Here is a 24,482-nt window from a genome sequence, read left to right on the forward strand (position 1 = left end):
ATGTCTAAACCAACAAAATACAAACACAAATTCATCCAACAGGTGGTCTGGGGAGAGATGGATGCATTCGGACATGTCAATAATGTAACCTATGTTCGTTATTTTGAATCTGCTAGAGCGGATTATTTTACCAAAGAAGGACTTTGGGATTCTCCTTTAAAACCAGTCAAAGCTGGGCCTGTGTTGACACATTTGGATATGGACTATCGCAAACAAGTGGTATTCCCTGCCACACTCGAAATCACGTTAGAAGTCAGTTCGATTTCTTCACGTGCATTTTCTGTGATTTGTTCGATGTGGAATGAAGCAGATGAATGTGTACTGACAGGAAATGCTTCCTTTATTTGGTTTGATTTTACTTCACAAAAACCATTTGCTTTACCAGATCATTTTAAAACAAAATTCGGAAGTACGCATTTGGTATGAATTCAGAAAGTAAGCGAGATGATTTCAAACTAGACGATGAAGTTCTGAAAATTTCAAGAATCTGCCTTGCTGTATTTTCGAGTTTCATTGGGTTTGGAATCTTTGCACCAGTGGACGAACTAGGCCTGTATGATCCTAAGTGGATTCGAGTGGTCCATGCTTCCATTACCATCAGTTTTTTTATCGCTACCTACTTTGTAACATGGGTACGTAAGAATATACAAGCGATCATGTTTGTCTTTTTTTACACTATGAGTGCTCATTCTCTTATACTTTTGTATTGGAACTCACTTTACATCGGTTATTTGGTGGGGATGATCTTGGTTTTGACTTGTATTGGTGTTAGTTTTGTGGACAGACGTTCCCTTGTTTCCTATTTGGGAACAGTTACTTCAGCTGGAATTCTGATTGGAATTTATACAAAAGAACACCAAGTTGACTTACCACTTTATTTATCTGCCATCATCACACCTGCTTTGGTTTCGTATCTAACACTCAATATAAGATTGAGTTCGGTTGAGAAGTTAAGAATTTCGGAATCTCAATTAAAAAAATTCCAAGACCGAATGTTGAACGAATTGGAACTTGCAAATGAAACGCAATCCAATTTGGTGACAACTGATTGGCCAAAAGTAAAAGGAGTCAAAATCCATTCTTTTTTTCGTTCCTTTGACCAAGTCGGTGGTGATGCCATCAGTTATTTGGAAAGAGAAGATGGAAAAATGGCAATTTTTTTTGCTGATGTTTCAGGCCATGGAATTGCGTCGGCTATGGTTTCTGCGATGGCAGTCCTCGCTTTCAAAATTCATGGAAACAAATCGTTGCCTTCCGAATGTTTAAAAGCTATCCATGATGAACTACAGTCTCTTGTTCCCAACAATCATATCAGTGCTTGTGTTTTATTTTTTGATTATGAATCAAAACAAATGTTGTATTCCATTGCAGGACATCCGCCGATCATCCACATCGAAAAGGAAACAGGACCAAAATTTTTGGAAGGCCTTGGCACTCTAATTGTAAGTTTTTTGAAACCGAGTTTGAAGGATTATGAGATCACTCTGAAGCAAACAGACCGGATTTTATTGTATTCCGATGGAATTTTAGAAGTTTTTGATGAGTCGGGTGAAATGTATGGGGATGAACATTTGTTCTCTGCCATCAAAAATCATTCTGACAAAAAAGGTGATGAATTTTTAACTGCTATTTATGAAGACTCGATGTCATATTCTGCGAAGCGGATTTCAGATGATATGAGTATGTTATTATTGGAAATTCAATGAACCTTATCTTAACACCTTTCCTCTGGTTCAAAAGAGAGTTTATTCCTTTTCGAACTCTAGATCGATATTTGTTTTTTGATTTTTTTAAAACATTTTTAGGCACACTCATCATGTTAACTTCGATGATTGTGATTTATAAATTCACCGATGTGATGAAGTATTTGGTTTCATCTAAAGTAAACCAATCTCATGTTTACTTACATGTTTTGTATTCCTTACCTTCTATGGTGGATCAAGTTGTCGCACCTGCATTGATGTTCTCCGTATGTTTTGTCATTGGACAGTTCAGCGTGAATAAAGAATTAGTTGCTATGATGGTTGCTGGAGTTTCTTTTATCCGCATCATCACACCTATTCTGATTTTTGGGATCATCATCTGGCTCGTTATGACCCTCTTTGGTCAAGTGGTTGTGATCCCAGCCAATAAAAAGGCACAAATCGAATTTAGCATTATGGCAAAAGGTTCCAATCGATTGATTGATTTTGTCTATCAATTACATATCAAAGGCAAAAAAGGTTTTTATTATGTGTATTGGATCGATGAAAAAGATAACACAATCAAGGGTGGATTCAATTACATAGACATTACGAATGACGGTTATCCAACTTACACTGTCACTTCGCAAAAAGCAAAGTATATTCCAAATCCTCATAGTTGGATTTTGTATGATGCGGAAGAAGTTCGATTCAATGAAAATTTGGAACTTGTATCAAGAACCAAATACCCTGAAAAAACCTATGACTTCCCTGAAGATTTGGCTTACTTTTCAAAACCTATCCGAAACCCAGAAGAGATGAATTTTTTTGAACTTTCAGATGAGATCGAATCTAGGATTACAAAGGGAATCCCGTATCGCAATGTCATTGTCCAACAACATTTAGCCTTTGCAATGCCACTGATGTCGTTTGTGGTTGTGACACTCGGAGCCCTAGCTGGTGCCATCACCAAACGTTCGGCAGGTGTTGCAAGTCTCGGTCTTACCATAGCGGTTGTTTTATTGTATTATATTTTAAATTCTACTGCAAAAACTTTGGCTGAGAATGGTGCACTGCCTATTTGGATTGGGATGTGGATGACTCCTGTGATCTTTACCTATGCGGCATATTTTCTATACAGAAGGATGAATATCTAACTAAAAGAGTCTTTTTGTCTCTTTTGATTGGAAAGCGGATCTGACTTTGTAAAAAAGAATTTATCTTTCTAAGGGATGACTTGTAAAGTTGTTACCTTCCCCATTGATTGATTTGGAAAAGATAACAACTTTTGGATGAACGTGATTGGTTTTTTAATCAGAAATTTAAGTTAAAAACACTCGTTTGTATAAATCTGTTTGTAAAATTCCTTTTGGATCATACTTTTTCTTCAAACTATAAAACTTTTTTAAATTCTCTTTTGGAAAATAGGATTCCATCACTCGTTTGCGAAGAGTTGAATCCTTAGCAAAGTAAAACCGGCCTTTGTATTTCAAAACAATTTCATCTAACTCGTAACACAAAGCCCATAATTTCTCACGGTTACTCTTTGTCACAGGGAAGTCCATTGCCATTGAAAATCCATCCACTGCATGTGTGAGTAAAAATGGATCTGGTTTATGTTTTTTGAATACAGAAAGATAGTTCACAATTCCACGTTCTTGGCATTTTGTGAATATCTCACTAAATGCTTGTTTTGCGCCTTCTTTTGGAATGAACACTTGGTATTGGATCATGGCTCCTGGTTTATAAACAAATTTCCAATTTGGAACATAGTCCAATAAAAATGCATACTCAGCATGTCCTTGGTAATATGCTTTATGGTTTACCAAAATACTTGCGATGCATTTTGCCAGATTGATCATTCGCATTCCAAAATTGAAGCTGAAAGGCCGCATAAGGATCCACATCCATTTTTTGGGGATCACGTAAAACAATCGGGACGGTAGGTGTTGTCTCTCTAACAAACAATTTCCTGGAAAATCAGGATCTTCCCCCTCTTTAAGGTTCGTTGCTTTGTGGATTTGTCCACGACCAAGGGATTTGCCAGAAGCGAATGCATCAATCCAACCTACCAAATAATCTGCGGATTTGTAATGTTCTTCAAAATATGCAAATAACTCATCAAAATTGCGAACGTATACAGGATCAATTTTCATTTTTCCAGAATAGATTGGTTTCATTTTGATTTGAACTGTCAAAAAACAACCTAACATTCCAAAGCCGGATATTGCTGAATAAAATAGATCTGCATTTTTTTTAGGAGAACATGTTAGTATTTCTCCTTTTGCAGTTAAAAAGGTGAATTCTTTAATGTGTTCCCCAATGGTTCCCACTTTAAAATTATTTTTTCCGTGGATGTTCATGGAAAGGGCACCACCAAGGGTAGGCATCATGGTTCCAGAAACTACAGGTGGCCAAAAACCATTTTCAATCCCTGTTTCCCAGAGGTCTTTGATTCTTGCCCCTGATTGAACTGTCATCACACCGGTTTTTAGATTAAAATCTAATACCTTATTAAATCGAGTTAAATCCAAAACGATCCCTTCGTTATTTGTGGATGCATCACCATAACTACATCCGCCACCACGTAACGCAACTTTGGTGCCTGTTTGATTTGCCCAATCAAACAGTTCTTTAATTTCTTCTTCTGTTTCTGGACGAAACACGGGTGACATAGAAAAAGAACTCATCCCCCAAGCTTCTACTTTTTCTTTTTGAGGTACTTTGAAATTAGGAATGGACTTTGTTTTTTTTGTTACCATATTAGATACTCAATTTTTTAAAAATAAAATTGGGAATGTTTCGAATGATGAGACCCACAAGGGCCCAAATCCCAGGGACAAATGCTTCGTCTTTCCCATTGGCTACAATGGCACGGATTTTTTCAGCCGCTTCCTCTGCAGTGATTGCTTTTAATAAACCCTTTTCAGGTAAAACCAAACCTTTTGTCATTTCGGTTTTTACAAAACCAGGTTTAATCGTTGTTACTTGGACGTTTACTTCTGATAATCGATTGCGTAATGCTTCCAAATAGGTATTGAGACCAGCTTTGGATGTATTATAAACAGGATTTCCTTTTCTACCTCTTTCTCCTGCGATGGAGGAGATTCCCACAATTTTTCCTGATTTTTGTTTGGTAAAGTAGGTGGCTACTGGGTTTAAAAATGCGACGGCACCCAAAAGGTTGACATTTAACATCTCCAAATCTTTGGCTGTGTTGTATTCTTCTTTGGAAATTTCAGGCATCACTCCTGATGCAAAATACACTTCGTCCAATCCACCAAGAAGCGAAACTGCCTTTTGAAAGGTTTTTTCTGCAGTCGCGAATTTGGTCACATCAAAGACCAAAGGAAAGGCTCGTTTCTCCTTGGATTTGTTGCCAAGTTTTGCGATGGATTCCAGGGACTTTTCCCGTCTCGCTAAAAGGACCACTGAGGACCCAGCGTTCAATTCTTGTTCTGCAATGGCTTTTCCGATCCCACTCGAGGCACCGACGATGATTATTTTTTTCCCCATGTTTACGTTTTTTTGGTTTAATCGAATCTGGCAAGTGGTTTCAATAGGGTTGTGCCCGTAAATGAGAGAATCCTGATCGACGGGATGAATCTAATGTATAAATTCCCTGACCTCGCTTTTTGTTTGGGGGAATACCGTCTGCAAGATGCAAGGCTTGGCCTACTCGTACATTTAAAACGACATTTTCCTGACCTGGGACACCGAAAAATCCTCGTATTTTTTGATGGGAAAAAGGAATTACTTTCAGATTGTTATTCGGAAGATTGGGAAGGTTTTTCCATCCATTATAGCCATGAAAAAAAGGCAGACGAACTCATCATCGGTTATTTAAATTATTGTGAAGTACCTTCTCAATGTTTGGTGGTGACTTCAGATAAAGAAATCTTAAGTTTTGCAAGAAAACTACGAGCAAAACGGAAATCTTCAGAAGAATTTTATGCAGAATGGGTAAAACGGGAAACGGAAGAGGATGAAACTGAATTTAACCACTTGAAAGAAGGATTGACACCAAGTAAAGAAAGCGATTACTGGGAGAGACAATTCCTTCCTTGATATGTTGTTCAATTCAATACCATTTTTAATCTTTTTTTCCGTTGTTTACCTTCTATATTGGGCCATCCCAAAAGAATTTCGTAAATACTTCTTACTGGTTTCAGGGATCAGTTTTTATGCTTACTTTTCATTAGCTTTGACCATTCACTTTCTGATTGTCATCAGCATCAATTATCTCCTCTATCGAAAGATTCAAGTAAACCCTAGTAAGTTTTGGATTGGACTCACAGTATCACTCAACCTAATCAACTTAGGTTTTTTTAAGTATGTGTATTTTTTTAGTAGGGTACTTGCAGATGTTACAAGTTATCCATTTTTTGCACAAGTTCCAAATCTCATTCACATCGCACTTCCTCTTGCAATTAGTTTTTATACCTTCCAAGTCATTGCCGCTGCTGTTGATACGTATAGAAATCCAAACTTACCTACAGTAAAGGTTGAAGACTATTTTCTTTTTGTCGCATTTTTTCCCGTACTCATCGCTGGACCGATTATGCGAATGTCAGATTTTTTTCCGAATTTGGAAAAACTAACACCAAATAAAGAAAAGATGTACCGGGCATCTTATCTTATGATGTCAGGTCTTGTTAAAAAAGTGTTAGTTGCTGATCCAATGTCTCTAACCATTTCACCTGTTTTTAATTCACCAGCAGAGTATGATTCTTTTTCGTTATTCATTGCGGGGATTTGTTACTCCATTCAAGTCTTTAGCGATTTTTCTGGCCTAACCGATATGGCAAGATCAGTAGCTCTCTTTTTGGGATTTGAAACTCCAGAAAATTTTAAGGCTCCTTTTTTCTCAACTTCAGGAAGGGAACTTTGGAAGAGGTGGCATATCACTCTTTCTTTTTGGTTACGCGATTACATTTATTTTCCGTTAGGTGGTTCAAAAAAAGGAGAACTTAGAACCTATTTAAATTTGATCATCATTATGACACTTGGTGGATTCTGGCATGGCGCAGATTATACATTTATTTGCTGGGGATTTTATTGGGGAGTGATCTTAGCTGGCGAAAGATTTTTGGAAGGCAAACTAGGACTTAAGTTAACTCCAGAAAAAAACAAATTTCTCATTGTAATCAAAGCAATGATTGTGTTTGTTTTGTTTTCGATTTCAGGACTCATGTTTCGTTCCAATAATGCATCCAATATGGTGGATCATTTTCATGGAATTTTCACTCACTTTTCCTTTAGTTTGGAAGAACTCTTACTCGGAAGTCAAAACGAATGGTTAGTCTCTGCCACTTCTCTTTTGGGAGAAGGATCTTCGTTTCGGTACCTACACATTGAAAACTTGGAACGAATTTTTTACACTTCATTTGCAGTCTTACTTTTCCACCATATCCAGTACGTTCCAGAATTTTGGGTAAAAATTCGCAAACATGATGTTTGGCTTGTACCAGTCCTTGGTGTGATCACTATCTTTTTACTTGCTACGTTATCGCAAGATGGTGGTGAGTTTATTTATTATCGGTTTTAGGAGGATAACGTGGATTTAATTCGAAATCGTTATTTATTAGTCCCTTTCCTAGTTGTATTTTTAGCGTTTTGTCTAGATAAATTACTCATTTTAGAAAACGTTCATACTTATTTTTCTAAATCGTTATCAGACATCAATTATATCCAAAAAAATGAATTGTACGAAGATCTTAAAGATTACTTAAAAGAAAAAAATCGAGACAAGGTTCTTGTTTATTTTGGAAATTCAAGGGCATTGTTATTTGATAATGATTACATTCATCTTAAATACCCAGGTTGGGTGATGTTTAATTTTTCCGTTCCTGGTGGTAAACCTGATTACGTTCTACAATGGATGGAACAATTTGAAAAAGACAATGTGAGACCAGACTTCTTTTTGTTTGATCATTCTGTTGAAATGTTTAATTCTAGTGCAACATTAAAGGTAGATGAAACTTTAACTAATGGACTCAATGTTTCTTTTGTTTTAAAACATTTTTCTTCCTTTTCTACGGATGAAATTTCTACATTAATCGCAAAACGTATGTTTCGTGCCTACCAATACCGTCCCAAATTGGAAGTGATCATCACTCGGGCTAAAAACAGAAACAATATGTTGATCCCGTATCGAACACTTCGAAACAATCTGATGGCAAACTTAAAAAAAGGAAAAGGTTCTGCGATGACTCCGGGGACTCATGAAGCGGTGTTGCCAGCCGAACTTTTAAAAAAATCTGCCTATGGAGATTTCCACTCCTACCTTGTTCCTTTTCGGTTTTCAGATCAGATACTTAGTTTTACTGACCAATCCCTTCAATTGGCAAAAAAATTAAACGTACCATCGGCAGTCATTTGGGTTCGGTTGTCTCTCCCCTATATGGATCATATTCGTAAGATGAAAGTTTCTGTGGGTGAGAATAAGGAAGGTACTGTTTATGAAGATTGGTATCCTCGTATGGAGAAATACCATTCCCAAAATGGAATTCCATTCTGGAATATGAATGATGATCCTGAGTATTCCTGCAACGAGTTTAGTGATGCAGGGCATATGTCTCCATCATGTTATGATGAATATACGGATTATATCTTTAAAAAATTAAATCAATCCTTGGTGATGGGTGCCCGATAAAACTCCGTTCGATTTTGTACATCGTTTGGAGATAGTTTTTCAGGTTCCGTTGGGTTTGGTTTGATAGGATTTTGCGGTTGAGGTTTCGTATTGTTTTCTTTATCAATTGAATACCCATAGTAGTATCCATGTACAATCTCAACAACGGCAACTGGTGTTTCTGAATTTGTATTTTGGATTTCAATTGTAATTTCATCAGGTGGTGCGAGTAACTCAAACACCCATTGTGTTTCAGCTTCGATTTTTTCTTTGCGAAGGATCGTTGGATTTTCGTTTTGACCATTCCCTGCATACACAGTCAAAACCCATTCTTTTAATTTTCCATCCGTTGCAATACCGATTCCTACCGATTGTGGAGAAGCTTCACTCGCCTTTAAATCAAACCGAATGGCACCACCTTTGGCAACGGCACCATAAAGACGTTTTTTTGAAAGAGAAGGGTAAAGTGCCAAATCTTGGATTCGTGTGGTGACTTCCTTCACATTTTGATTTAGGACAGATGGTTCGGATAAAAGCACCTGGCTAGATACAAATAGAAGGCCAAGAAAAAGGGAAAACGGATGTTTCATTCTCTTAATTGGACTAAAAAACGGATTCCTTACAAGCAAAAGAAATGAAAATTATCTCGTACATGCACGAAATTTTGGCAATTCCACAGCTAAGGATTGGCGTTCTTCCGGATCTAAATTGGTACGATTTTTCCATTGTAATTCCATTCTTTCTAAAGCTGGTTTGAAGATGGGGTTACAATTGTTTGAAAAATATCGATAAGCACTGATTCGATTGGATTCATTGTCACTTACCAATTTATAAAATTCAAAAACCGATTGGTTGTCTTCGCTCGCAAAGTTTAAAATAACATATGTTTTGTGACACTCGCCTAAAGTAAATGCAGGGATCTTTGTATTTTTACAATTAACAGCCACATCGGTTTCTAAGAACACGATCATCTCATCATAGGTGAAATCATGAAACGATTTTCCTTTTGGTAAGGTTACTTTCTGTTTGGGAGTAATCGGGGTTGTGATTTGTTTTTGTGATTGATTGGATTCGGATGGTTTTACACCAGAAATGTTTTTGGAAGTATCACTTACTTTTTCTTCATTTTGGCGATAAACTTCCGTGTTAGACTTCACTCTTTCATTTTTTTTGATTTCTTCTAGATTTTCTTTAGAGGTTTGTTTTGATTCTTGTGTGTAAGTTTTAGGTTCTTCTACTTGTACAAAGTTTTTGACTACTTTCGGTTTTTGGTAAGGATTGGTGACCGTCAAATCATAAGGTCCAGTTTTTGCTTCCGTTGTATCCACTTTCAGATCAATTCGTTCTGATGTTTTTACTTCTTTACTAACGATTGGGAGTTTATCCCCCTTTTTAGATAGGTCTACATTTGTAGCTTCTAAAAAATGTTCTCCTTCAATGGTAAGTTCTTTGATCGTTGTTTCCGATTTAGATTCTTGTTTGGAAAGAATGACTGGTGTATCCGTTTCTTTCACTACTTTGGGAGGTTCGGAAATAATAATTTCGAGATCTTTCCAAGCAGACCATACTGCAGGTTTTTTAAACAAGTTTAAAGGTGCAGTGCGTACCATGTACATACCAGAGGGTAACTCTTCGATAGAATGGTAAGGAGTATCAATTTTTTTATCTAAAATGATTTTCCCTGCCTTATCCTTGATTTGGATTTGGTATCCACTGGCATCATGAATAGGTTTCCAAGCGATCAGTTTTGTACCTTCCTCGGCAAACAAAGAAAAAGCGATTAGGAAACCGAATGAATAAATGAAAAATTTTGGTAAGAACAATGATTTCATTTTTTTTCTTTGTACAACCGTTTTGGAGATATAAATTCGATGTCTGAAGGTTTTAATGACTTTAATTGGTCAAGTGCCAATATAAAAGTACCCTTACGAGAGAGTAATAAGTTGGAATTTTTATATACACTTAAATCCCAAGAAAAACTACCTTCATCCAAGATGCTAAGGTCTTTTAAGTGGTAATAGGAATCTTTTGTACTCACTTTATAAATCGCAATTTTTTTGTCAGGTAGGTGTTGGTATAGAACAATATCATATCGATCGGGAACCAAACCTGAAACCTTCCATTGGAAATCCAAACTTGATTTTCCTTTCATTTGGATCATGGCTCCGTTAGGTGACATACTTTCCAATTTTGGTTCTTGGTTTGATTGTGGTTTCGAATCTTCGGCATTCGTGACAACTTCGATTTTTTTCTTTTTGTCTATCACTGAAAAACTTAAAGTTTGCGATCTTTCCGTTTCCTTTCCTTCTTTAGTTTTTCCAATTACTTTTGCAAAAAATGTTCCCAGGCCTAAACCATTCCAATTGGGAACAAGGTAGTTGGAAGTTGTTTCTGCATTCACAACTAGATTTGTGAATTTAGGATCTTTGGCGATGAGTACAGTATACGAATGAATTTCCGCGTTGCCTTCCCAAATGAGTATGGCTTGGTTTTGTTTGATGTCATCTAAAGTGATTTCCGTTTCCGGCATCGGTCTTTGCCATTTGGGAGCTGGTACTTGGTTTCCTTTTTTGATGACAAAGGTATATACTTTGGTTTCACGGTCTTTTGTGTCAGGAAAAGATGATTTAGCGATCACCTTCCAATAATACGTTCCTTCTTTTAGATCATCGAGTGAGATTTGGTTGGCGGATGTTTCAATTCGTTTCGTTGGATTTTGGAATTGGTTGGAATCGGAGAGGAGAAGTTGGTATGTATTTGCTGTTGTTAACTTACTCCATGAAATTGTAACGAGCGGATAGGTCTGCACAAAAGGAATCACTGTACCTGGGTTTGGTGATTCGGCAAGGAAGGGCTCTAGTTTTGAAACAAACAATTTATTGGTTTCACTTGTTTCCTTTCCATTTTTGTTTTTCACTTTCACTCGCCAGTAAAATGTACCTTCCTTTAGGCTAACGGTGGTTTGGTTCCCATTTACTTGTTCCGAAAAAAAAGTCATTTGGAAATTAGGGGACCTGGAGATTTCCAAAATTGGTGATTCATATCCCGATTCTACCTTCCAAGTAAAGTTTACAAGGGCTTCTGTTGGGTCGGTATAAAATAATTTTTGCGATGCGGGACTTAAAAGTACAATCGGAATTTTTTTAATTTCAATTCCAGATGTTTTGAATTCTGCTTTTTTACCTTGGTCTACGGAAACAGTTTTTCCGTTTTGTTTGACAGTAGTTTTCCCTTTTTCAACAAACAAACTCAACTCTTGGTCTTTTGCTTTTTGAATTTTTACATTACCGGAATCAACATTGATTTCATTACCTGAACTTGTGATTTTGATTTGATTTGCATTAGAATCATTTTTTTTGACTTCAAGTGAACCTTCAGAAAATTCTAAATTCGGTTCATCACCCGTCAAATCCAAGTTAAACATTGAGTTTTCGTCGATATTGATTTCTGTTCCATCTTTCAGGCGAATGATGGCATCAGAAAATGCTTCGGAACGGATCGTATCTTTGTTGATGAGCGGACTATTGTTTTCAAGTTTTTCCCAAATCACTTCATCTTCAAATTTTCTTTGCACAATATTGTTTTTAAAGAAAATGGTTCCTACCACTTCTCTATCTCCAATATCAATCTTTCGATTTAGGTCCAAATAAAAAAGAACACTAAAAAAAATTGCAATGCTTGTTAGGCCAATCAATACAAATGAATCTCGTTTATCTAAATTCATTTTTTTGCCTTTTTGGTAGTTGGTTCGATGCCAACAATGGATTGTAATTCAGAAAGATTTTTGGGACAATTGGGATCGGATTTCCTTCCCAAAACAGCGTAAACTTTTTGTGCTTTTGATTTTCCTTTAAATTCAATTTCCCCCATACTGAGAACATGAAATTCAGATTTGATTTCTTGGTAAGTTGTTTCAGTGATGAGAATGTCCGTGTGTGTTTCTTTGTTTAGTGACTCCACTCGAGATGCTAAGTTTACGGAATCACCAATCACTGTGTATTCCATTTTATCAGAACTTCCAATTTGGCCAGCAATCACATAGCCAGTGTTAATCCCACATCCGATTTTGATGAGAGGTTTTTTGACGGTTCCACGATTTTGATTGAATTGGATTAATTTTTCGCGCATACGAAGTGCGGCATCCACGGAAGCTTTTGCATGTTCTTTATGATCACGAAGGGCTCCCCAAGTGGCCATGATGGCATCCCCAATGAATTTATCCACTGTGCCTCCTGTTTCTTGGACACACTTAACCATCTCTGACATATAAGAATTGAGAAATTCAACAACTTCTTCTGGTTGTAATTTTTCTGAAATAGCCGTGAAACTTCTAATATCAGAGAAAAAGATGGTACAATATTTTTTTTGTCCTCCAATTGCAAGTTTCCCCTTCGCTGCTAGTTCTGCAATGTCTTGGTTAACGAAACGACCAAAGGAATCTTTTAATTTTTCCCTTTCTTCAAGTCCTCTTCCCATACTCACAAAGGACTTGGTTAAAGTCCCAATTTCATCATGAGTGGATGCATGTAAATTGATATGGTAATTGCCTCTTCGGATTTCTTCAGAAGCATCTACCAATTTTAAAATGGGTGTGGATAGGGATTTTGCAAAAATATAAACAACGATAAATGATAGTGATAAAAATACGATGAGAAGGTAAACATTCCGTTTTTGGATATTATTCACTTCTTCGAAAATTTTTGTTTCTCTGACTTGAGAAATGACTCCAACTCCTCCAATTCCTAATTTCTTAAAAGAAGCTAAGTAAAATTCACCATCTTTATTTTCATAACGAAATTGTCCATTGTCAACCGTTGACTTTTTCATTCGATCAACAATTGGCAATTCATTAAGATTGTTACCAGACAATACTACCTTTGCATCAGGATGGGCTAAAACACTTCCATCTTCACTCACTAAAAAAGTTTCGACAGGTCCCGAGGTTTGGAATGCATCTAACAAACTATCGAGTTTGACCAAAGTGACCAAAATCGTGTGTGTATCTTTTGTTTCTGATAATGGAAAGCTGATGCATAAGATTGGATTTCTAAAAAAGGGACTGATGTTCCAAATAACAGTTGTTCCGCTAAAAGATTTCTTAAGTTTCGGTTGTATATTTTTTAAAATGGTTTTAACTTCTTGTTTTTGGTAATCATATTTCTCTAAAAAGTTTTCATTGATGGATTCAAATTTTGGATTAAAACTAGAATCATATGCTCCAATAAAAACAAAATTTTGGTCTTCTTCAAATAACTCTTTTGCGATACCATTGGCTGATTGTGTATTTCTGAAAATGGCCGATGCTGTGATATGGACATCTTGTCTGATTGAGTGTAAATCTGATTTTACTTTAAGAGAAAGGATTTCATTGATTTTGATATTGTTTTCTTTGACTCGGACTTCACTATCCTTACGAAAAAAGTAAGATGCAAGAAAGATCACTCCCGATACAGAAACTAAAAGTACAACCGAAGTGATTAACAACAGTTTGTATCGAATCGGAAATTGGAATTCTCCCGAAGAGTTTGTGTTTTTACTAAGAATGTTTCGTATTTTGAAGAAAAACGTTTTCATTTGGTTTGTACTTTAACCTATACGAATGAAAACGGTAGGAAAAAAAAGTAAAATTGAACTATGAAACTATTTTTTTCCTAAGGACAGGCCAAATCAACGTTATATGTCTGTCTGAACGGAAATTCAGGAATGGTAAAGGCAGTTTCTCTGACAACTGTGTCAGGATATCCGTCTCTTTTGGACACATCTCCTAAACAAACTACTTTGTATGTTCCTGGATTTAGGTATTTGATTTTAGCAGTTTGTTTTGCAGGTGTCGCGGCAAGAGGCAATTCGTTGATAAATTCAGTCTCTTCAAATCGGAAAATCCCATAATAGTGCAATAATGAATTGGTTCCACCAGAGATCGTAAGACTCGAAGCAGTTTCAGGATAAATCACACGTGCTCTAGAAATGATATTTCCTCCTGCATCACCTTCCCCTTTGTGATCAAAGAAGATATCACTCACGCCCACATAGGTCACTGTTGTAGAACGACTGGAAGTGTAAGAGTGTAACATTAAGTTTTCTTTTAAGTTGATTCGCACTTCCAAGATATAAGGATCAAAACCTTCTCGGATTCTCATATCAGACTGCACGGCTTGTTCGAAGGTTTGAGAAAAAAGACTTGGAAACATTTTCGGAACGATGGCACTTTTTTCTGCTGTGGTTGTACCTGGTGCGTAGTTATTCCTTGGGACAATATTCAATCCAAAGATGTTGGGTCGATTGTCAAATCGAAGGGTGACGGGGAGTCCTGCGTCTAATGCAAATCCTGTCACAAGGGAACGAAAGTAGATTCCAGAATAATAATATTCCCTTCCAAGCCATGCCTTACCCAATGCTGCAGCTTCTTCCCAACTGAGTGTTTCTGCTGATGGATCATTGGATGGGAATTGGGCTCCAATTCCGTTAAAGAAATCATACGCTTTTAAGATTCCATCACTTTCGAGGCAGGTATTATTATCTAAGGAATAGGTTCTTGTACAAAACACTTGTCTATTGGGAGCAATGAAATCCCAAAACTTATTGGAATCTACTGTATCACGAATTTGTGTTAGGTCATTAAAACCCTTATCAAATTTACTCGAGATCCTAACTTCTCCAATGTCCAAAAAAATCGGTAGGTCTGCTGCCTTAGGAAGGTTTGTGAGAGTCATGATGGGATCAAGGCCATCCCCTTGGGAATCGATGTACAGATCTCCTGTACCGTTGTTTAGCTCACTCCAATCCAATGGGTTGTCAGTGGCATAGGTTCCTTTTAGGAGTAACAACATACGGTTGTTAAAGAGTGTGGAGATCACTGGAAATTTTGTTTCTTTACCTAAATCAACATCCGTTTTGCAGTTTGAGAATAAATAAAAACAGGAAAGTGAGAATAGGAAATAATATATCTTCAAACGGTTCAAAACAATACTCCCACTGTTAGACCAAAATAGAAAAAATCTACGTTCTGTAATGTGTAATTTGCCGGATTTTGTAATCTTGGGTCGTCATAGGGACTGGCAAGAGGGAAACGGTATTGATTCGGCACATCCATTTGGGTTTCAAAAATCTTATAATAATCCAATCGTACCCCAATTCGGATCCTACGACCAGCAATAAAACTCGCTTCTAACCCACCAAAGGCGGTCGGGTTCCAACGTGCCGTATCGGCCGGCCTTGCGACTACATAAGAAGAACCACCCCCTCCCTTCACAAAAAATTGGATGGGTAACTCTAACGGGAGTTTGTACGCAAGTGCCGCATAGAGCGGCATGGCTGTTAACGCCCTTTCCGAACGTGATAAAAATACAGCATAAGACCCACCAAGTTCTGTGTAAAAGATCCATGGCCAAGGCATCCTAGCGTAAAAACCACCACCGAGAGTGGTTTCTAAGATGCGCGCACTGGGAGTTCCAGGCATAGGATTGGCAGCTCCTACCCAACCACCAATTTCATACCGGCGTTTGTTGTACTCTTCTAGGGTTTGTGCGGAAAGGAGACCGGAAAAGAGAGTGAGAGCGAAAAGGATGCTAAGGAAGAGGGATTTTGTACAATTCATGAATTTCCGGATGATCTTCGTAATACGCGCGGACAAAATAGAGCCCATCGGGAGGCAGGGTAACACCAGCCTTCGTTCGGTTCTTTTCTTCCAAAATGGAGTCTATGGATCTAGATTCCCAACGTCCCTTTCCGATGTCCAGTAAAGTTCCTACTGTGATTCGCACCATATTGTGCATAAATCCATTCGCTCGGATCCGAATTTGGTACCATTCTGGAGTGATTTTCTCTAATTGGATGGAAAAGATCTCTCGCACCGCCCGTTTGCCCGACATGGATTTTGCTTTTGTGAGTGATCGAAAATCTTTTTCACCGACAAGGACTTGGAGTTGTCTTTCAACTTTATCCCAATCGATGTGGGATTTCACCCAGAAAGCACGTCCTTCCACAAAACTACTTTCATATTTACTATAGTATAATTTATAAATGTATTCTCTTCCCGTACAACTAAACCGTGCGTGAAATTCGGGTGGAACTTCGATTACATTTTTAACGGAAACTCCGCTTTGTGTGAGTGAATTGAGAGAAACAAGAAGTTTGTGAAAATTGGGAATTGGGTCTCTGGTTTTAAAATTACAGACCATTCCTAGTGCATGTACACCAGTATCGGTTCTGCCGGCCACTGACAGGCGTGAGGCGGGATTCTTTCTAAGAATGATATCAAGTGCCGATTCAATTGATGATTGGACAGTGGGAAGGTTTTTTTGTTTCTGCCACCCATTAAAATGGGTGCCGTCATATTCGACAAGAAGTGCGTAATTGGGCAAACCCTTACTTCTCGCCTCCCATTTCCTCTAAAATGGCATTGTATTCATCGTACAATTCACGTGTCATTTCCACAATTGGGCCAGGTTTTCCTTTACTAGCTTTTCCTGATCCATACAACCTAGCAAGTGTTCGTTTCGCCCGTGACAAAAGTAAAACTTGATCTTCTGGTTTTGGTGCCATTTGGTCTTTGAATTTTTTTGTTAAGAAGGCATTGAGATAAATGACACCATCAAATCCCCAGTTGTTGTCAGTATCGGGTCCAAGCATACCAGCAGCTTGGTCCACAGGTTCGTTCCCATTTTGCATGAGTTCTAATGTATAACCATAAATGACGGCGGCTTTTTGATAGAGTAAGTCTCTGATTTTATCATAACCAATATGAGGAAACTCTTCATGTAAGTCAGAGAAATACCAAGCAGCGCGAATTGCACAGACTGCTTTTTTTGGAGTAGGGGCCACACTCACACCACGTAATTGGTAACAATCCATCCCAAGTAGATAAGAAGCAGCACCTAACACAATTTGCCGATCCTGTGTAAAATCGAGTGGACCAAGGATTTTTTCGATATAACTTCTACGAGCGTCTGTTGCCATTCGAATGGCTTCGTTGTCAGCGGGGTTCAAAGCATTCCAATCTTTCGGAAAAGAGGAATAAAGGCAACGGGGGCAGACGGTCATGACATAATCCAGAGGGCTCACCCTACCGAATTTTTTGTTTTTTTCATACAATCGACGTAAGTCCTGGGCTAATTTCCCAGCGATTAGCCGTCCACCACCTTGGAACATCTGCTCCTTTTGGTGATTTTCATCACAAATTGGGCAAGCTGTAGACTCTTTGGCACGAAAAGATACTTTTTTTGACTGGGCAGCGGCTTGGGACATAGGAAAAATCTAGGAAAAGGCTCAATTTTAAAATACAATCTGTCAATCCAATATCATAAATCTCCGATAATACTCACAGGGGACACCCTGAAATTACTTGTAAGATTCTTCTAACGAAGGAAAGTACGGAAACGGAATGAATGGCAGAGCAATGAAACAATCCCTTCTTATTCTCATGATGAGTCTCGTGATGCAGGCACCTATGTTTGCAGAAGCAGTCTCTAGTAAATCCTATCAAAAACGCATCGAGCTTTTGACTTACTTCCGTGAGCTTGAGCCAATCGTTAAAAACTTTCGTGGCGAAGATGCGGAAGGAAAACCTACAGAGTTAAATGCTCCTGAAGGCAAAGAAGGTTTCCGTATGAAAAAATACTTAGAAGCCAAACGAATTTACCAAGAAGGTTTACAGTACCATTTTGAAGGTAACTTCTCCTCTGCTTACCAACGTTTCCTTGAATGCCAACTTGGCATAGAAAAAATGACAGAAGAACTTTCTCAACTCTATATCCTCCGCGCGGAAGAGATGATGAAAGTGGCTATGGAACGTAAAAATCCAAACAATCCAATGGACAAAGCTCTCCTTGATATCTCCATTGAATACGGAAAAGGATCTTATTTCCGCCAAGACGTGATGGACTTACCTCGCGAAGCTCCTTACCAAAGACGTATGTATGACCCAAAAGAGGCTCATTACAGTTACAATAAGTACGACATTGAAAAGAATATGGAACTCGGTTACAAACATTTGGGACTTGCGAAAGAAGCAAGAGCCAATGCTTTGAAAGTGGAACGAAATTTGGAAAAACACCAAAAACTCCAACCATCTCATAGGAAGTATCGTATCGAATTGTATTTTGGTGCGATCAACTTAGCTCGTGATTCCAAAGCCAATGCGATTAATATTTATAAATTAAAATACCCTTATGATAATTATTATCTAAACAATTCTCTTGCAAAATCAGAAGCATCAAAGGATGAATCTGGTGCCACAGTGGAAGGCCAACCTGTGAAAATTGATGGTGTGACCTATGACTTCACAAAAAACCCTTATATCAAATATGACAACCGTCTCCAAGCAATGTTTGATATCAGAGTGCCAGAAGACTACCGTGTGGATCATGCGGACGTTAGAGGTCGAGTTTACGAATATGATTCCAATAACATGGTGTTCATGAAGTACGACCAAGAACGTAAAAAAGCCTTAAATGTTCCTGCAAAACCTGCTCAGGGAAGTAACACTACTCCGCAACAATAAGAAACACTAACTAACACTGTTTCCGAATGTGGTAGCCCAAGAATTTTCTTGGGCTTTTTTATATCCATAGAAACGACCCTTTTGTCTAATTGTTGCTATGGCGAAAATTCCAGTTGTTGACAACCTAATTGAAAAAAACTTACACGGGCTAAGTGTTCACTACGGACGTTTGGTAATGAAAGTCTATTTGCGAATCACCTTACTTGTGTTTGGGAAGGCCAGTCCGTTTTTGATCCGAGGTTTGTACCGAGCGATCACTGGGAACAAAGAGAAACGAATCAAAGAATTTTTAGAAGGCACAAAGGTTTGGGCGGAAGACGTTAAAAAAATCACCAAATCCACCGTCTTAGTGTTAAATGAATTCACTGTTCCTGAAAAAGGACATATGATATTTTTAAATCACGTAAACGAAATGGATTTTCCATACGATTGTTATGTGATCAGAAAACCTTTTTTAGCAAACCAAGTCATCAAAAAAGCATGGTTTGCCTATTGGTGGATGACGGCTATGGGTTCACAAGTATTTGATAACTCGAAAGCGATGTCCATCGCGGTATCAGTTAAAAATTTAATTGAAGGTTTAAAAACTACTTCCTATATCGTTTACCCTGAAGGCAAAAATACGTATAGCGAAGAGATCCAACCTTTAAAAAAAGGAATGGTGAAAATTGCTTTTGACCAAAAAATTCCTGTTTTTGTGGCCGTGAAGTCGGGTGTCACAACTTACCAAGAATACCAAAAAGGAAATGTGGTAGGGTATTTGGGTCTTGGTGTTCACAACCCCAACGAGTTTGCAAATTGGGAAGAGTTCCAAACTCATCTTTACCAGCTGATGCATTCCAAAAAACAAGAGTTAGATGGAATGTTGGAAAAAGAAAGGATCAAATTGCAAACCGTTTAAGGAACGAAAGACTTTTCCCAGGATTCAAGGAATCGGATTTGTTCGTGTGATTCTACTGCACGTTCACTTCTTGATTCCCTTACTTTTTGGATTGCCGTTTCGGCATTCATCCCAAATTTCCAAATCAAATACGCAGCAGCCACTGTCCCCGATCTACCAAGCCCTCCCACACAATGAACCAAAACTTTTTGATTTTGTGTGAGAATGGAATCAATCCAAGTTACGATTTCTAACATTTGTGTATGGCTTGGTACACGTTGGTCTAAAATGGAAATCTGTTTGTGGTTGATCCCATGAATAGGAAGTTCGGATTTTAAGTCCGAAACACCATATTGTATGTACTCTTGTTCCGTGATGAGGCTAAGAACATTTGAGATTCTTTCTTTTTTGATGGTCTGCAAATCTTCGAGTAAAACTCGGTTCCTATCTTTTCTGCCAGGTAAAATTGTAAGTCCAATTTGTTTTACTAGGTCTCCATCTTTTCCAAAAAAAGGTTTTAGGTAATCGATTCGGAGCAGTTTTGATTTTTGGATATAGGATTTGATTTTCAGTATGAGTTTGGCACCGGCATACAATGCCCATTTTTTTTGAAGGTCATTACATTCATCAAAGGATAGTGTATGCATAGAGTATCGTAAAGCACCAACATGCATTTGGTAAGGGTCTCTGTCTAGTTTCACCAACTTAGGATAATACGATCTGAGTTTTGCGATGAACTCGGTATGCCTTTTTTAATTTCTCATTTGTGATCTCTCTCGGTGGATCAAAGGAAAGTGGTATTCCTAAATCCTCTTGGTTGTGCAAAAAATCAGTGAGAACAATTGCGTCGTTCCATTCTGATTCCGTTTCTATCTTACAAAAGATATACAGAATATCATTTTCCAATTTTAATAAATCACGTATGATATGGCCACGGTGGGTATGGAAAAAATCAATCATCCAGACATTGTCTTGTGCATCAATGATGATATTGGCGCCATTTAAATCTCCATGCACATAAGATGTATTATGTGATATGGCATTATATTCTTTTAAATCCAATAAGTCAGTTTCATAAAAAAGGCATGGATTTTGAACGATGTGGCCTGGAAAAATTTCAATGGTGGACTCATTTTGAGGACTACCAAGAATTGTTTCGACACGATTACGTACGGATTTTGCATATTTATGTTGGAAGTCATAATACTCGAGTAAATTGAGTTTTTCGGTAGATGCTGCTTCAAATAATCTTCCTAATTGTTCGCCAAATACTGTATCGATGACACGATCAAGTCCACTTCCATCCAACATGGTGCCATATAACTTTTGAAAGGTTTTAACATTCCCATCTAACATTGCTGCATACCGGTATTTGATGGCACCTCGGTCACCTAATTCACAAAAATCAACAATGGAGGGTGCATTATTCCCCAATACCTCTTGGATCCTTTCAAAGGAAGTTCTTTCTTTGGCAATCAAATCCCGATTTCCAATTTTAACAACACAAGGAACTTGTAAATGTCCCAAATGGTCGATGGATTTTGTTTTTAATACCACATTTCCTGAAAACCCACCATCCAAAGTTTTGCATTCAACTTCTTTACAATCTCTGAAGAGATAGAGTAATATTTGTTTGTCGAGATCTGTGATGGGGTATTTTGGATCTAAATTTAATTTGTCACTTGCGATCCTTGCATTGGTGGAAATACGTTTTTTGAGATTGGGTTGGTCTCCAGTTAAAAATTCAGTAAAGGCACCGATGGATGAAAATACATTGACTCCTAAAATTTGTTTGAGTTGGTCAAGGGCAATAAAATGCATCGATAAAGATGAACTTGCGGTGAGTGCCGAACAAACTGCAATTTCAAATTCAGGGTATCTTGTTTTTAAGTCATAACATAAAAAGGTTACTTTTGCTTCAGTCCAAACACCCGTAATCCCAACACGTATGGACTTACCTTTGTAAGGTTTTAAAATGGATTCTAAATTCGTATCTACAAAATCATTTAATCCAGAAGCGTTTACAATCTCTGCTCGGTTTGGGTTTTCTTCAATCCAACTTTGGAAAACAAACTCAGCACCTTTTGTGTCCATCAGACAATGTTCTCCAAACTGTAAGAGGTGGTCTTCTTGAGATTTTGATTTGGGATCATGCCAATCCCTGATATGGATTAACTTCAATTGTTTTGGGTCTTTTTCATACGCCCAATCCATCAATGAAAATACTGGGCCATCTTCGACCATTTCCCCAAGCAAACGATTTGCTTCGGCATAACCAATGTGTAATGAATTCGGAAGTGGATCATATTTATCTAAAAGTGATGTAAAATCATTTTGCAAACATTGGGTAAATAAAATCGCAGATTCTGAATTCATGTACAAAAGGATTGACATCCTTAAAAATAAATCGAGAATTTATTTCTTAAATTTTGGAGGAACGATGAAACAAACATTGATTTTGATTCTGTCTGTATTTTTAACGACTGGCCTCATGGCAGGTGAAGTTGGCTCTGATTGCACATTTAAAGGAAAAAAATTGGCTGGAAAGGTGCAGTTCGTTACCAGTTTCCCGGATTTTAAAGTCCAGATCGTAGATAGTTTCCCAGACTTAAAAGTCAAAAAGGTAACAAGTTTTCCTTCGGACTGTGGTCAGTGGCAGGAAGTAACTTCCTTTCCCGATTTTAAAGTCCAAATTGTCACCAGTTTTCCTGACTTCAAAGTGAAGTATGTGGATTCATTTCCTGGAGTACCGTAGTTGTCCTTCCATCGGATAAACAGAATTCCGATTCATCAAATCCAATGACAAATTGAAAAATGCCTTTGCTTTTTGGGTTTGTGCCGTACATTTTGTACGATCTGTTCGGCAAATTGAGTCTTCTTCATATGGGGGCACCATTTGGAATATGAATTGTGTGTCTCCATCAACACTTTGGTATAATATTTTTTCTTCATCAATCCAACCACACGCACTTCCATAGGCAAAATAAGTGCTACCTGATTTTAGATTTGGTGCAAATAGATTTTTACCAAATCCTGCAAAATAGGTTTCTTTACCAATACTTCCTAAAATGGTTGGCAATACATCGAGTTGCGACGCAATTCTCTCATCTAACTTTGGTTTGATGTATTTTGGTGCATACAATAAAAAAGGGACCATTCGATCTTCATAATAAGTCAAATATCGATGATGGGTGTGATCTCCTACAAAAACAAATAAGGTTTCATCAAAGTATTCCTTTTTCTCTATCTCTGCCATAAATGTTTCCAATGCTGCATCGGCATAATGGTAGGTATTTAGATAATCATAATCTGTTATACTTGAATCAAATATTTCATATTTTGGATCGGGGACTTTATATGGATAATGAGTAGTCATCGTGAGGATTGTCACAAGAAACGGTTTTTGTTTTGATTGGTACAAATCCATTTCTTCTATTGCCCGACTATAGAGGTGTTCATCATCATACCCCCAGGCCCCAATTTGGTAAAGACCTGATTTTCGAAAATCTTCCTTACCGATTAAGGTTTTGAATCCAAAGTGAGGTAATATGGTGGCCAAACTATCAAACTTCAAATCATCACCAGTGATAAAACTTGTTTCATAACCGAATCCAGAAAATAGATTTCCTATCGCAGAAAAATGGCTAAGGATCTGTGGAGTTCGAATGGCAGTAAGTCCTGGCCGGTCAGGAATGCTGGTTAATACCGAAAGTAATGCATTGCTAGTTCTACCTCCATTTGCATAAAATTTCCGAAAACTATGTCCTTTTTTCGCCAAATGATTGTAATATGGTGTTACTTCTTTACCCATCCAAATTCCATCAGACATTGGCCAAACAAATTTCCCTGTCCACGATTCTTGGATCACAAGTACAACGTTTGTTGGTTTTTTAGCATTCACAGGATTTAGTTTGCGTATCAATGGAAAGTCTGGATCATTTAGGAATTCAGAACCTTCAAATTGGATTTCCTTTTTGACAACTTCGATCATTTCAGCATCGCTCATTTTTAAATGTTTGGGAATGGATTGGCTTTTGAAGTCGTTCATCGTTGTATAAATTCCGTTTAAGGCAATTTGATTGATGAGAGCATCATCGGAGATAATGGCTTCGCTTGCTCGGAGTGGTGACTCTTGTGGCCCACCACGAAAGGAGATGAAAAAAAATAAAATCCATATACTGTTTTTTAAAATCGTATATTTTGTTGGTATTGGTTCTTGCCTTTGGATCCCTATCTTTTGTTTTCGAAACCAATACCGAATGCCTATAATATAAAGAATGATAAAAAGTAAAAAGGAAAGGATTTTAAGCGGTGCTTCTGCGAAGGCAGAGGAAACCAATACATCCAAATCTCCTAAAAACACAATGGCTTCATAACCAATGTGTTTATTTGCATTTTCAAAGTACAGTAGATCTGCAAACAAATGCATAACACACAATGGATAGATAATAAGTGGTGTGACTAACCAAAGATTTTTATAAAATTGGAATCGAGACAAAGAATGAAACATGGAAAGTATAAAAAATCCAACTAACACCATTGATATGGTTGTGAGATCAAATCTAAACCCAATGAGAAACGCTTTTAAAATTAATAAATATTGGAAATCTTCTAAACGGTAAGAATAAACCAGAAAAAATAAAATACGGTGTAAGAAGAGAGTAAAGAATCCGAAAACAAAATAGGTAATAAAAATACGATCTGAAAAACTAGGTTTGAATATCTGTTTCACCATAAAAAAAGAATTGATGATTCGTTATGATGGTCAATTCACTTCCTATGTTT

At 37.5% G+C, this 24,482-nt stretch carries 22 protein-coding genes; 9 read left to right on the forward strand and 13 right to left on the reverse strand.

From position 1 onward, the window contains the following. Genes LEP1GSC202_RS08180 through LEP1GSC202_RS08190 form a run of 3 tightly spaced genes read left to right on the forward strand, consistent with a single transcriptional unit; the run spans position 1 to position 2,839 of the window. A complete protein-coding gene (locus LEP1GSC202_RS08180; RefSeq protein WP_015677064.1) occupies positions 1 to 426 on the forward strand; it encodes an acyl-CoA thioesterase in 426 nt (141 codons plus the stop codon). After that, positions 423 to 1,706 carry a PP2C family protein-serine/threonine phosphatase gene (locus tag LEP1GSC202_RS08185; protein WP_015676480.1) on the forward strand — a complete coding sequence of 428 codons (1,284 nt, stop codon included), beginning with the start codon at positions 423 to 425 and terminating at the stop codon, positions 1,704 to 1,706. Before LEP1GSC202_RS08180 ends, LEP1GSC202_RS08185 begins: the two co-directional genes overlap by 4 nt. Continuing rightward, complete coding sequence (locus LEP1GSC202_RS08190) at positions 1,703 to 2,839, forward strand: LptF/LptG family permease (protein ID WP_015677540.1); 1,137 nt, start codon at positions 1,703 to 1,705, stop codon at positions 2,837 to 2,839. The genes LEP1GSC202_RS08185 and LEP1GSC202_RS08190 overlap by 4 nt, the downstream gene beginning before the upstream one ends. Positions 2,840 to 3,004: 165 nt before the next feature. Here the strand turns inward: LEP1GSC202_RS08190 and LEP1GSC202_RS08195 are convergent, their stop codons facing one another. Together LEP1GSC202_RS08195 and LEP1GSC202_RS08200 are read right to left on the reverse strand one after the other, a co-directional pair. After that, entirely contained in the window at positions 3,005 to 4,444 is a 1,440-nt protein-coding gene (locus LEP1GSC202_RS08195) for an FAD-binding oxidoreductase (protein ID WP_015676801.1), read from the reverse strand. Between the two features lies 1 nt (position 4,445). Beyond that, positions 4,446 to 5,198: an SDR family NAD(P)-dependent oxidoreductase gene (locus LEP1GSC202_RS08200; protein ID WP_015676700.1), complete on the reverse strand. Its 753-nt coding sequence runs from the start codon at positions 5,196 to 5,198 to the stop codon at positions 4,446 to 4,448. A 51-nt stretch (positions 5,199 to 5,249) separates the two neighbouring features. Between LEP1GSC202_RS08200 and LEP1GSC202_RS08205 the strand changes: the two genes are divergently transcribed. From LEP1GSC202_RS08205 to LEP1GSC202_RS08215, 3 genes are read left to right on the forward strand one after another with little or no spacing between them, the layout of a single operon-like run. Further along, entirely contained in the window at positions 5,250 to 5,750 is a 501-nt protein-coding gene (locus tag LEP1GSC202_RS08205) for an NYN domain-containing protein (protein WP_279615298.1), read from the forward strand. 1 nt (position 5,751) lies between these two features. Continuing rightward, positions 5,752 to 7,230, forward strand: coding sequence for an MBOAT family O-acyltransferase (locus tag LEP1GSC202_RS08210; RefSeq protein ID WP_015677194.1), 1,479 nt, complete (start codon positions 5,752 to 5,754; stop codon positions 7,228 to 7,230). 9 nt (positions 7,231 to 7,239) lie between these two features. After that, positions 7,240 to 8,337, forward strand: coding sequence for a DUF1574 domain-containing protein (locus LEP1GSC202_RS08215; protein ID WP_015677014.1), 1,098 nt, complete (start codon positions 7,240 to 7,242; stop codon positions 8,335 to 8,337). Here the strand turns inward: LEP1GSC202_RS08215 and LEP1GSC202_RS08220 are convergent. The 8 genes from LEP1GSC202_RS08220 to LEP1GSC202_RS08255 form a co-directional block, all read right to left on the reverse strand. After that, positions 8,310 to 8,906, reverse strand: a complete 597-nt coding sequence (locus LEP1GSC202_RS08220) for a hypothetical protein (RefSeq protein ID WP_015676433.1) — start codon at positions 8,904 to 8,906, stop codon at positions 8,310 to 8,312. The genes LEP1GSC202_RS08215 and LEP1GSC202_RS08220 overlap by 28 nt on opposite strands. A gap of 51 nt (positions 8,907 to 8,957) precedes the next feature. Beyond that, positions 8,958 to 10,148 (reverse strand): hypothetical protein, encoded by a 1,191-nt coding sequence (locus LEP1GSC202_RS08225; RefSeq protein ID WP_015677546.1) that lies wholly within the window; start codon positions 10,146 to 10,148, stop codon positions 8,958 to 8,960. Then, positions 10,145 to 12,040 (reverse strand): DUF4962 domain-containing protein, encoded by a 1,896-nt coding sequence (locus LEP1GSC202_RS08230; protein ID WP_015676363.1) that lies wholly within the window; start codon positions 12,038 to 12,040, stop codon positions 10,145 to 10,147. Before LEP1GSC202_RS08230 ends, LEP1GSC202_RS08225 begins: the two co-directional genes overlap by 4 nt. Further along, a complete protein-coding gene (locus LEP1GSC202_RS08235; protein WP_015677302.1) occupies positions 12,037 to 13,890 on the reverse strand; it encodes an adenylate/guanylate cyclase domain-containing protein in 1,854 nt (617 codons plus the stop codon). The genes LEP1GSC202_RS08230 and LEP1GSC202_RS08235 overlap by 4 nt, the downstream gene beginning before the upstream one ends. 77 nt (positions 13,891 to 13,967) lie before the next feature. Then, positions 13,968 to 15,278: an LIC11270 family surface protein gene (locus LEP1GSC202_RS08240; RefSeq protein ID WP_015676564.1), complete on the reverse strand. Its 1,311-nt coding sequence runs from the start codon at positions 15,276 to 15,278 to the stop codon at positions 13,968 to 13,970. Then, the gene (locus LEP1GSC202_RS08245) at positions 15,275 to 15,913 is read right to left on the reverse strand and encodes a hypothetical protein (RefSeq protein WP_015677445.1); all 639 of its coding nucleotides are present in this window, start codon (positions 15,911 to 15,913) and stop codon (positions 15,275 to 15,277) included. The genes LEP1GSC202_RS08240 and LEP1GSC202_RS08245 overlap by 4 nt, the downstream gene beginning before the upstream one ends. Next, entirely contained in the window at positions 15,885 to 16,679 is a 795-nt protein-coding gene (gene truA / locus LEP1GSC202_RS08250) for a tRNA pseudouridine(38-40) synthase TruA (protein WP_015676956.1), read from the reverse strand. The genes LEP1GSC202_RS08245 and truA overlap by 29 nt, the downstream gene beginning before the upstream one ends. 4 nt (positions 16,680 to 16,683) lie before the next feature. Further along, positions 16,684 to 17,562, reverse strand: a complete 879-nt coding sequence (locus LEP1GSC202_RS08255; protein WP_015677547.1) for a DUF2225 domain-containing protein — start codon at positions 17,560 to 17,562, stop codon at positions 16,684 to 16,686. A 136-nt stretch (positions 17,563 to 17,698) separates the two neighbouring features. On the opposite strand from LEP1GSC202_RS08255, the gene LEP1GSC202_RS08260 reads away from it, so the two are divergent. Both LEP1GSC202_RS08260 and LEP1GSC202_RS08265 read left to right on the forward strand, forming a co-directional pair. Continuing rightward, positions 17,699 to 18,817 carry an LIC11274 family protein gene (locus LEP1GSC202_RS08260; RefSeq protein ID WP_015677101.1) on the forward strand — a complete coding sequence of 373 codons (1,119 nt, stop codon included), beginning with the start codon at positions 17,699 to 17,701 and terminating at the stop codon, positions 18,815 to 18,817. A gap of 97 nt (positions 18,818 to 18,914) precedes the next feature. Continuing rightward, positions 18,915 to 19,718, forward strand: a complete 804-nt coding sequence (locus tag LEP1GSC202_RS08265; RefSeq protein ID WP_015677176.1) for a lysophospholipid acyltransferase family protein — start codon at positions 18,915 to 18,917, stop codon at positions 19,716 to 19,718. Here LEP1GSC202_RS08265 and LEP1GSC202_RS08270 read toward each other — a convergent pair. Both LEP1GSC202_RS08270 and LEP1GSC202_RS08275 read right to left on the reverse strand, forming a co-directional pair. After that, positions 19,715 to 20,398 carry a protein-tyrosine phosphatase family protein gene (locus LEP1GSC202_RS08270; protein ID WP_244147699.1) on the reverse strand — a complete coding sequence of 228 codons (684 nt, stop codon included), beginning with the start codon at positions 20,396 to 20,398 and terminating at the stop codon, positions 19,715 to 19,717. The two genes, LEP1GSC202_RS08265 and LEP1GSC202_RS08270, sit on opposite strands and share 4 nt — an antisense overlap. Positions 20,399 to 20,402: 4 nt before the next feature. Beyond that, positions 20,403 to 22,073, reverse strand: coding sequence for an isochorismatase family protein (locus LEP1GSC202_RS08275; RefSeq protein ID WP_244147670.1), 1,671 nt, complete (start codon positions 22,071 to 22,073; stop codon positions 20,403 to 20,405). A 64-nt stretch (positions 22,074 to 22,137) separates the two neighbouring features. Here LEP1GSC202_RS08275 and LEP1GSC202_RS08280 point away from each other — a divergent pair, with 64 nt between their 5' ends. Continuing rightward, positions 22,138 to 22,452, forward strand: coding sequence for a 7(1) septoil knot domain-containing protein (locus LEP1GSC202_RS08280; protein WP_015676512.1), 315 nt, complete (start codon positions 22,138 to 22,140; stop codon positions 22,450 to 22,452). Here LEP1GSC202_RS08280 and LEP1GSC202_RS08285 read toward each other — a convergent pair. Further along, entirely contained in the window at positions 22,432 to 24,432 is a 2,001-nt protein-coding gene (locus LEP1GSC202_RS08285) for an LTA synthase family protein (protein ID WP_015677186.1), read from the reverse strand. The genes LEP1GSC202_RS08280 and LEP1GSC202_RS08285 overlap by 21 nt on opposite strands. Positions 24,433 to 24,482: the final 50 nt, after the last annotated feature.

Origin of the sequence: Leptospira yanagawae serovar Saopaulo str. Sao Paulo = ATCC 700523 (assembly GCF_000332475.2) — a bacterium.
GTDB classification, from domain to species: domain Bacteria; phylum Spirochaetota; class Leptospiria; order Leptospirales; family Leptospiraceae; genus Leptospira_A; species Leptospira_A yanagawae.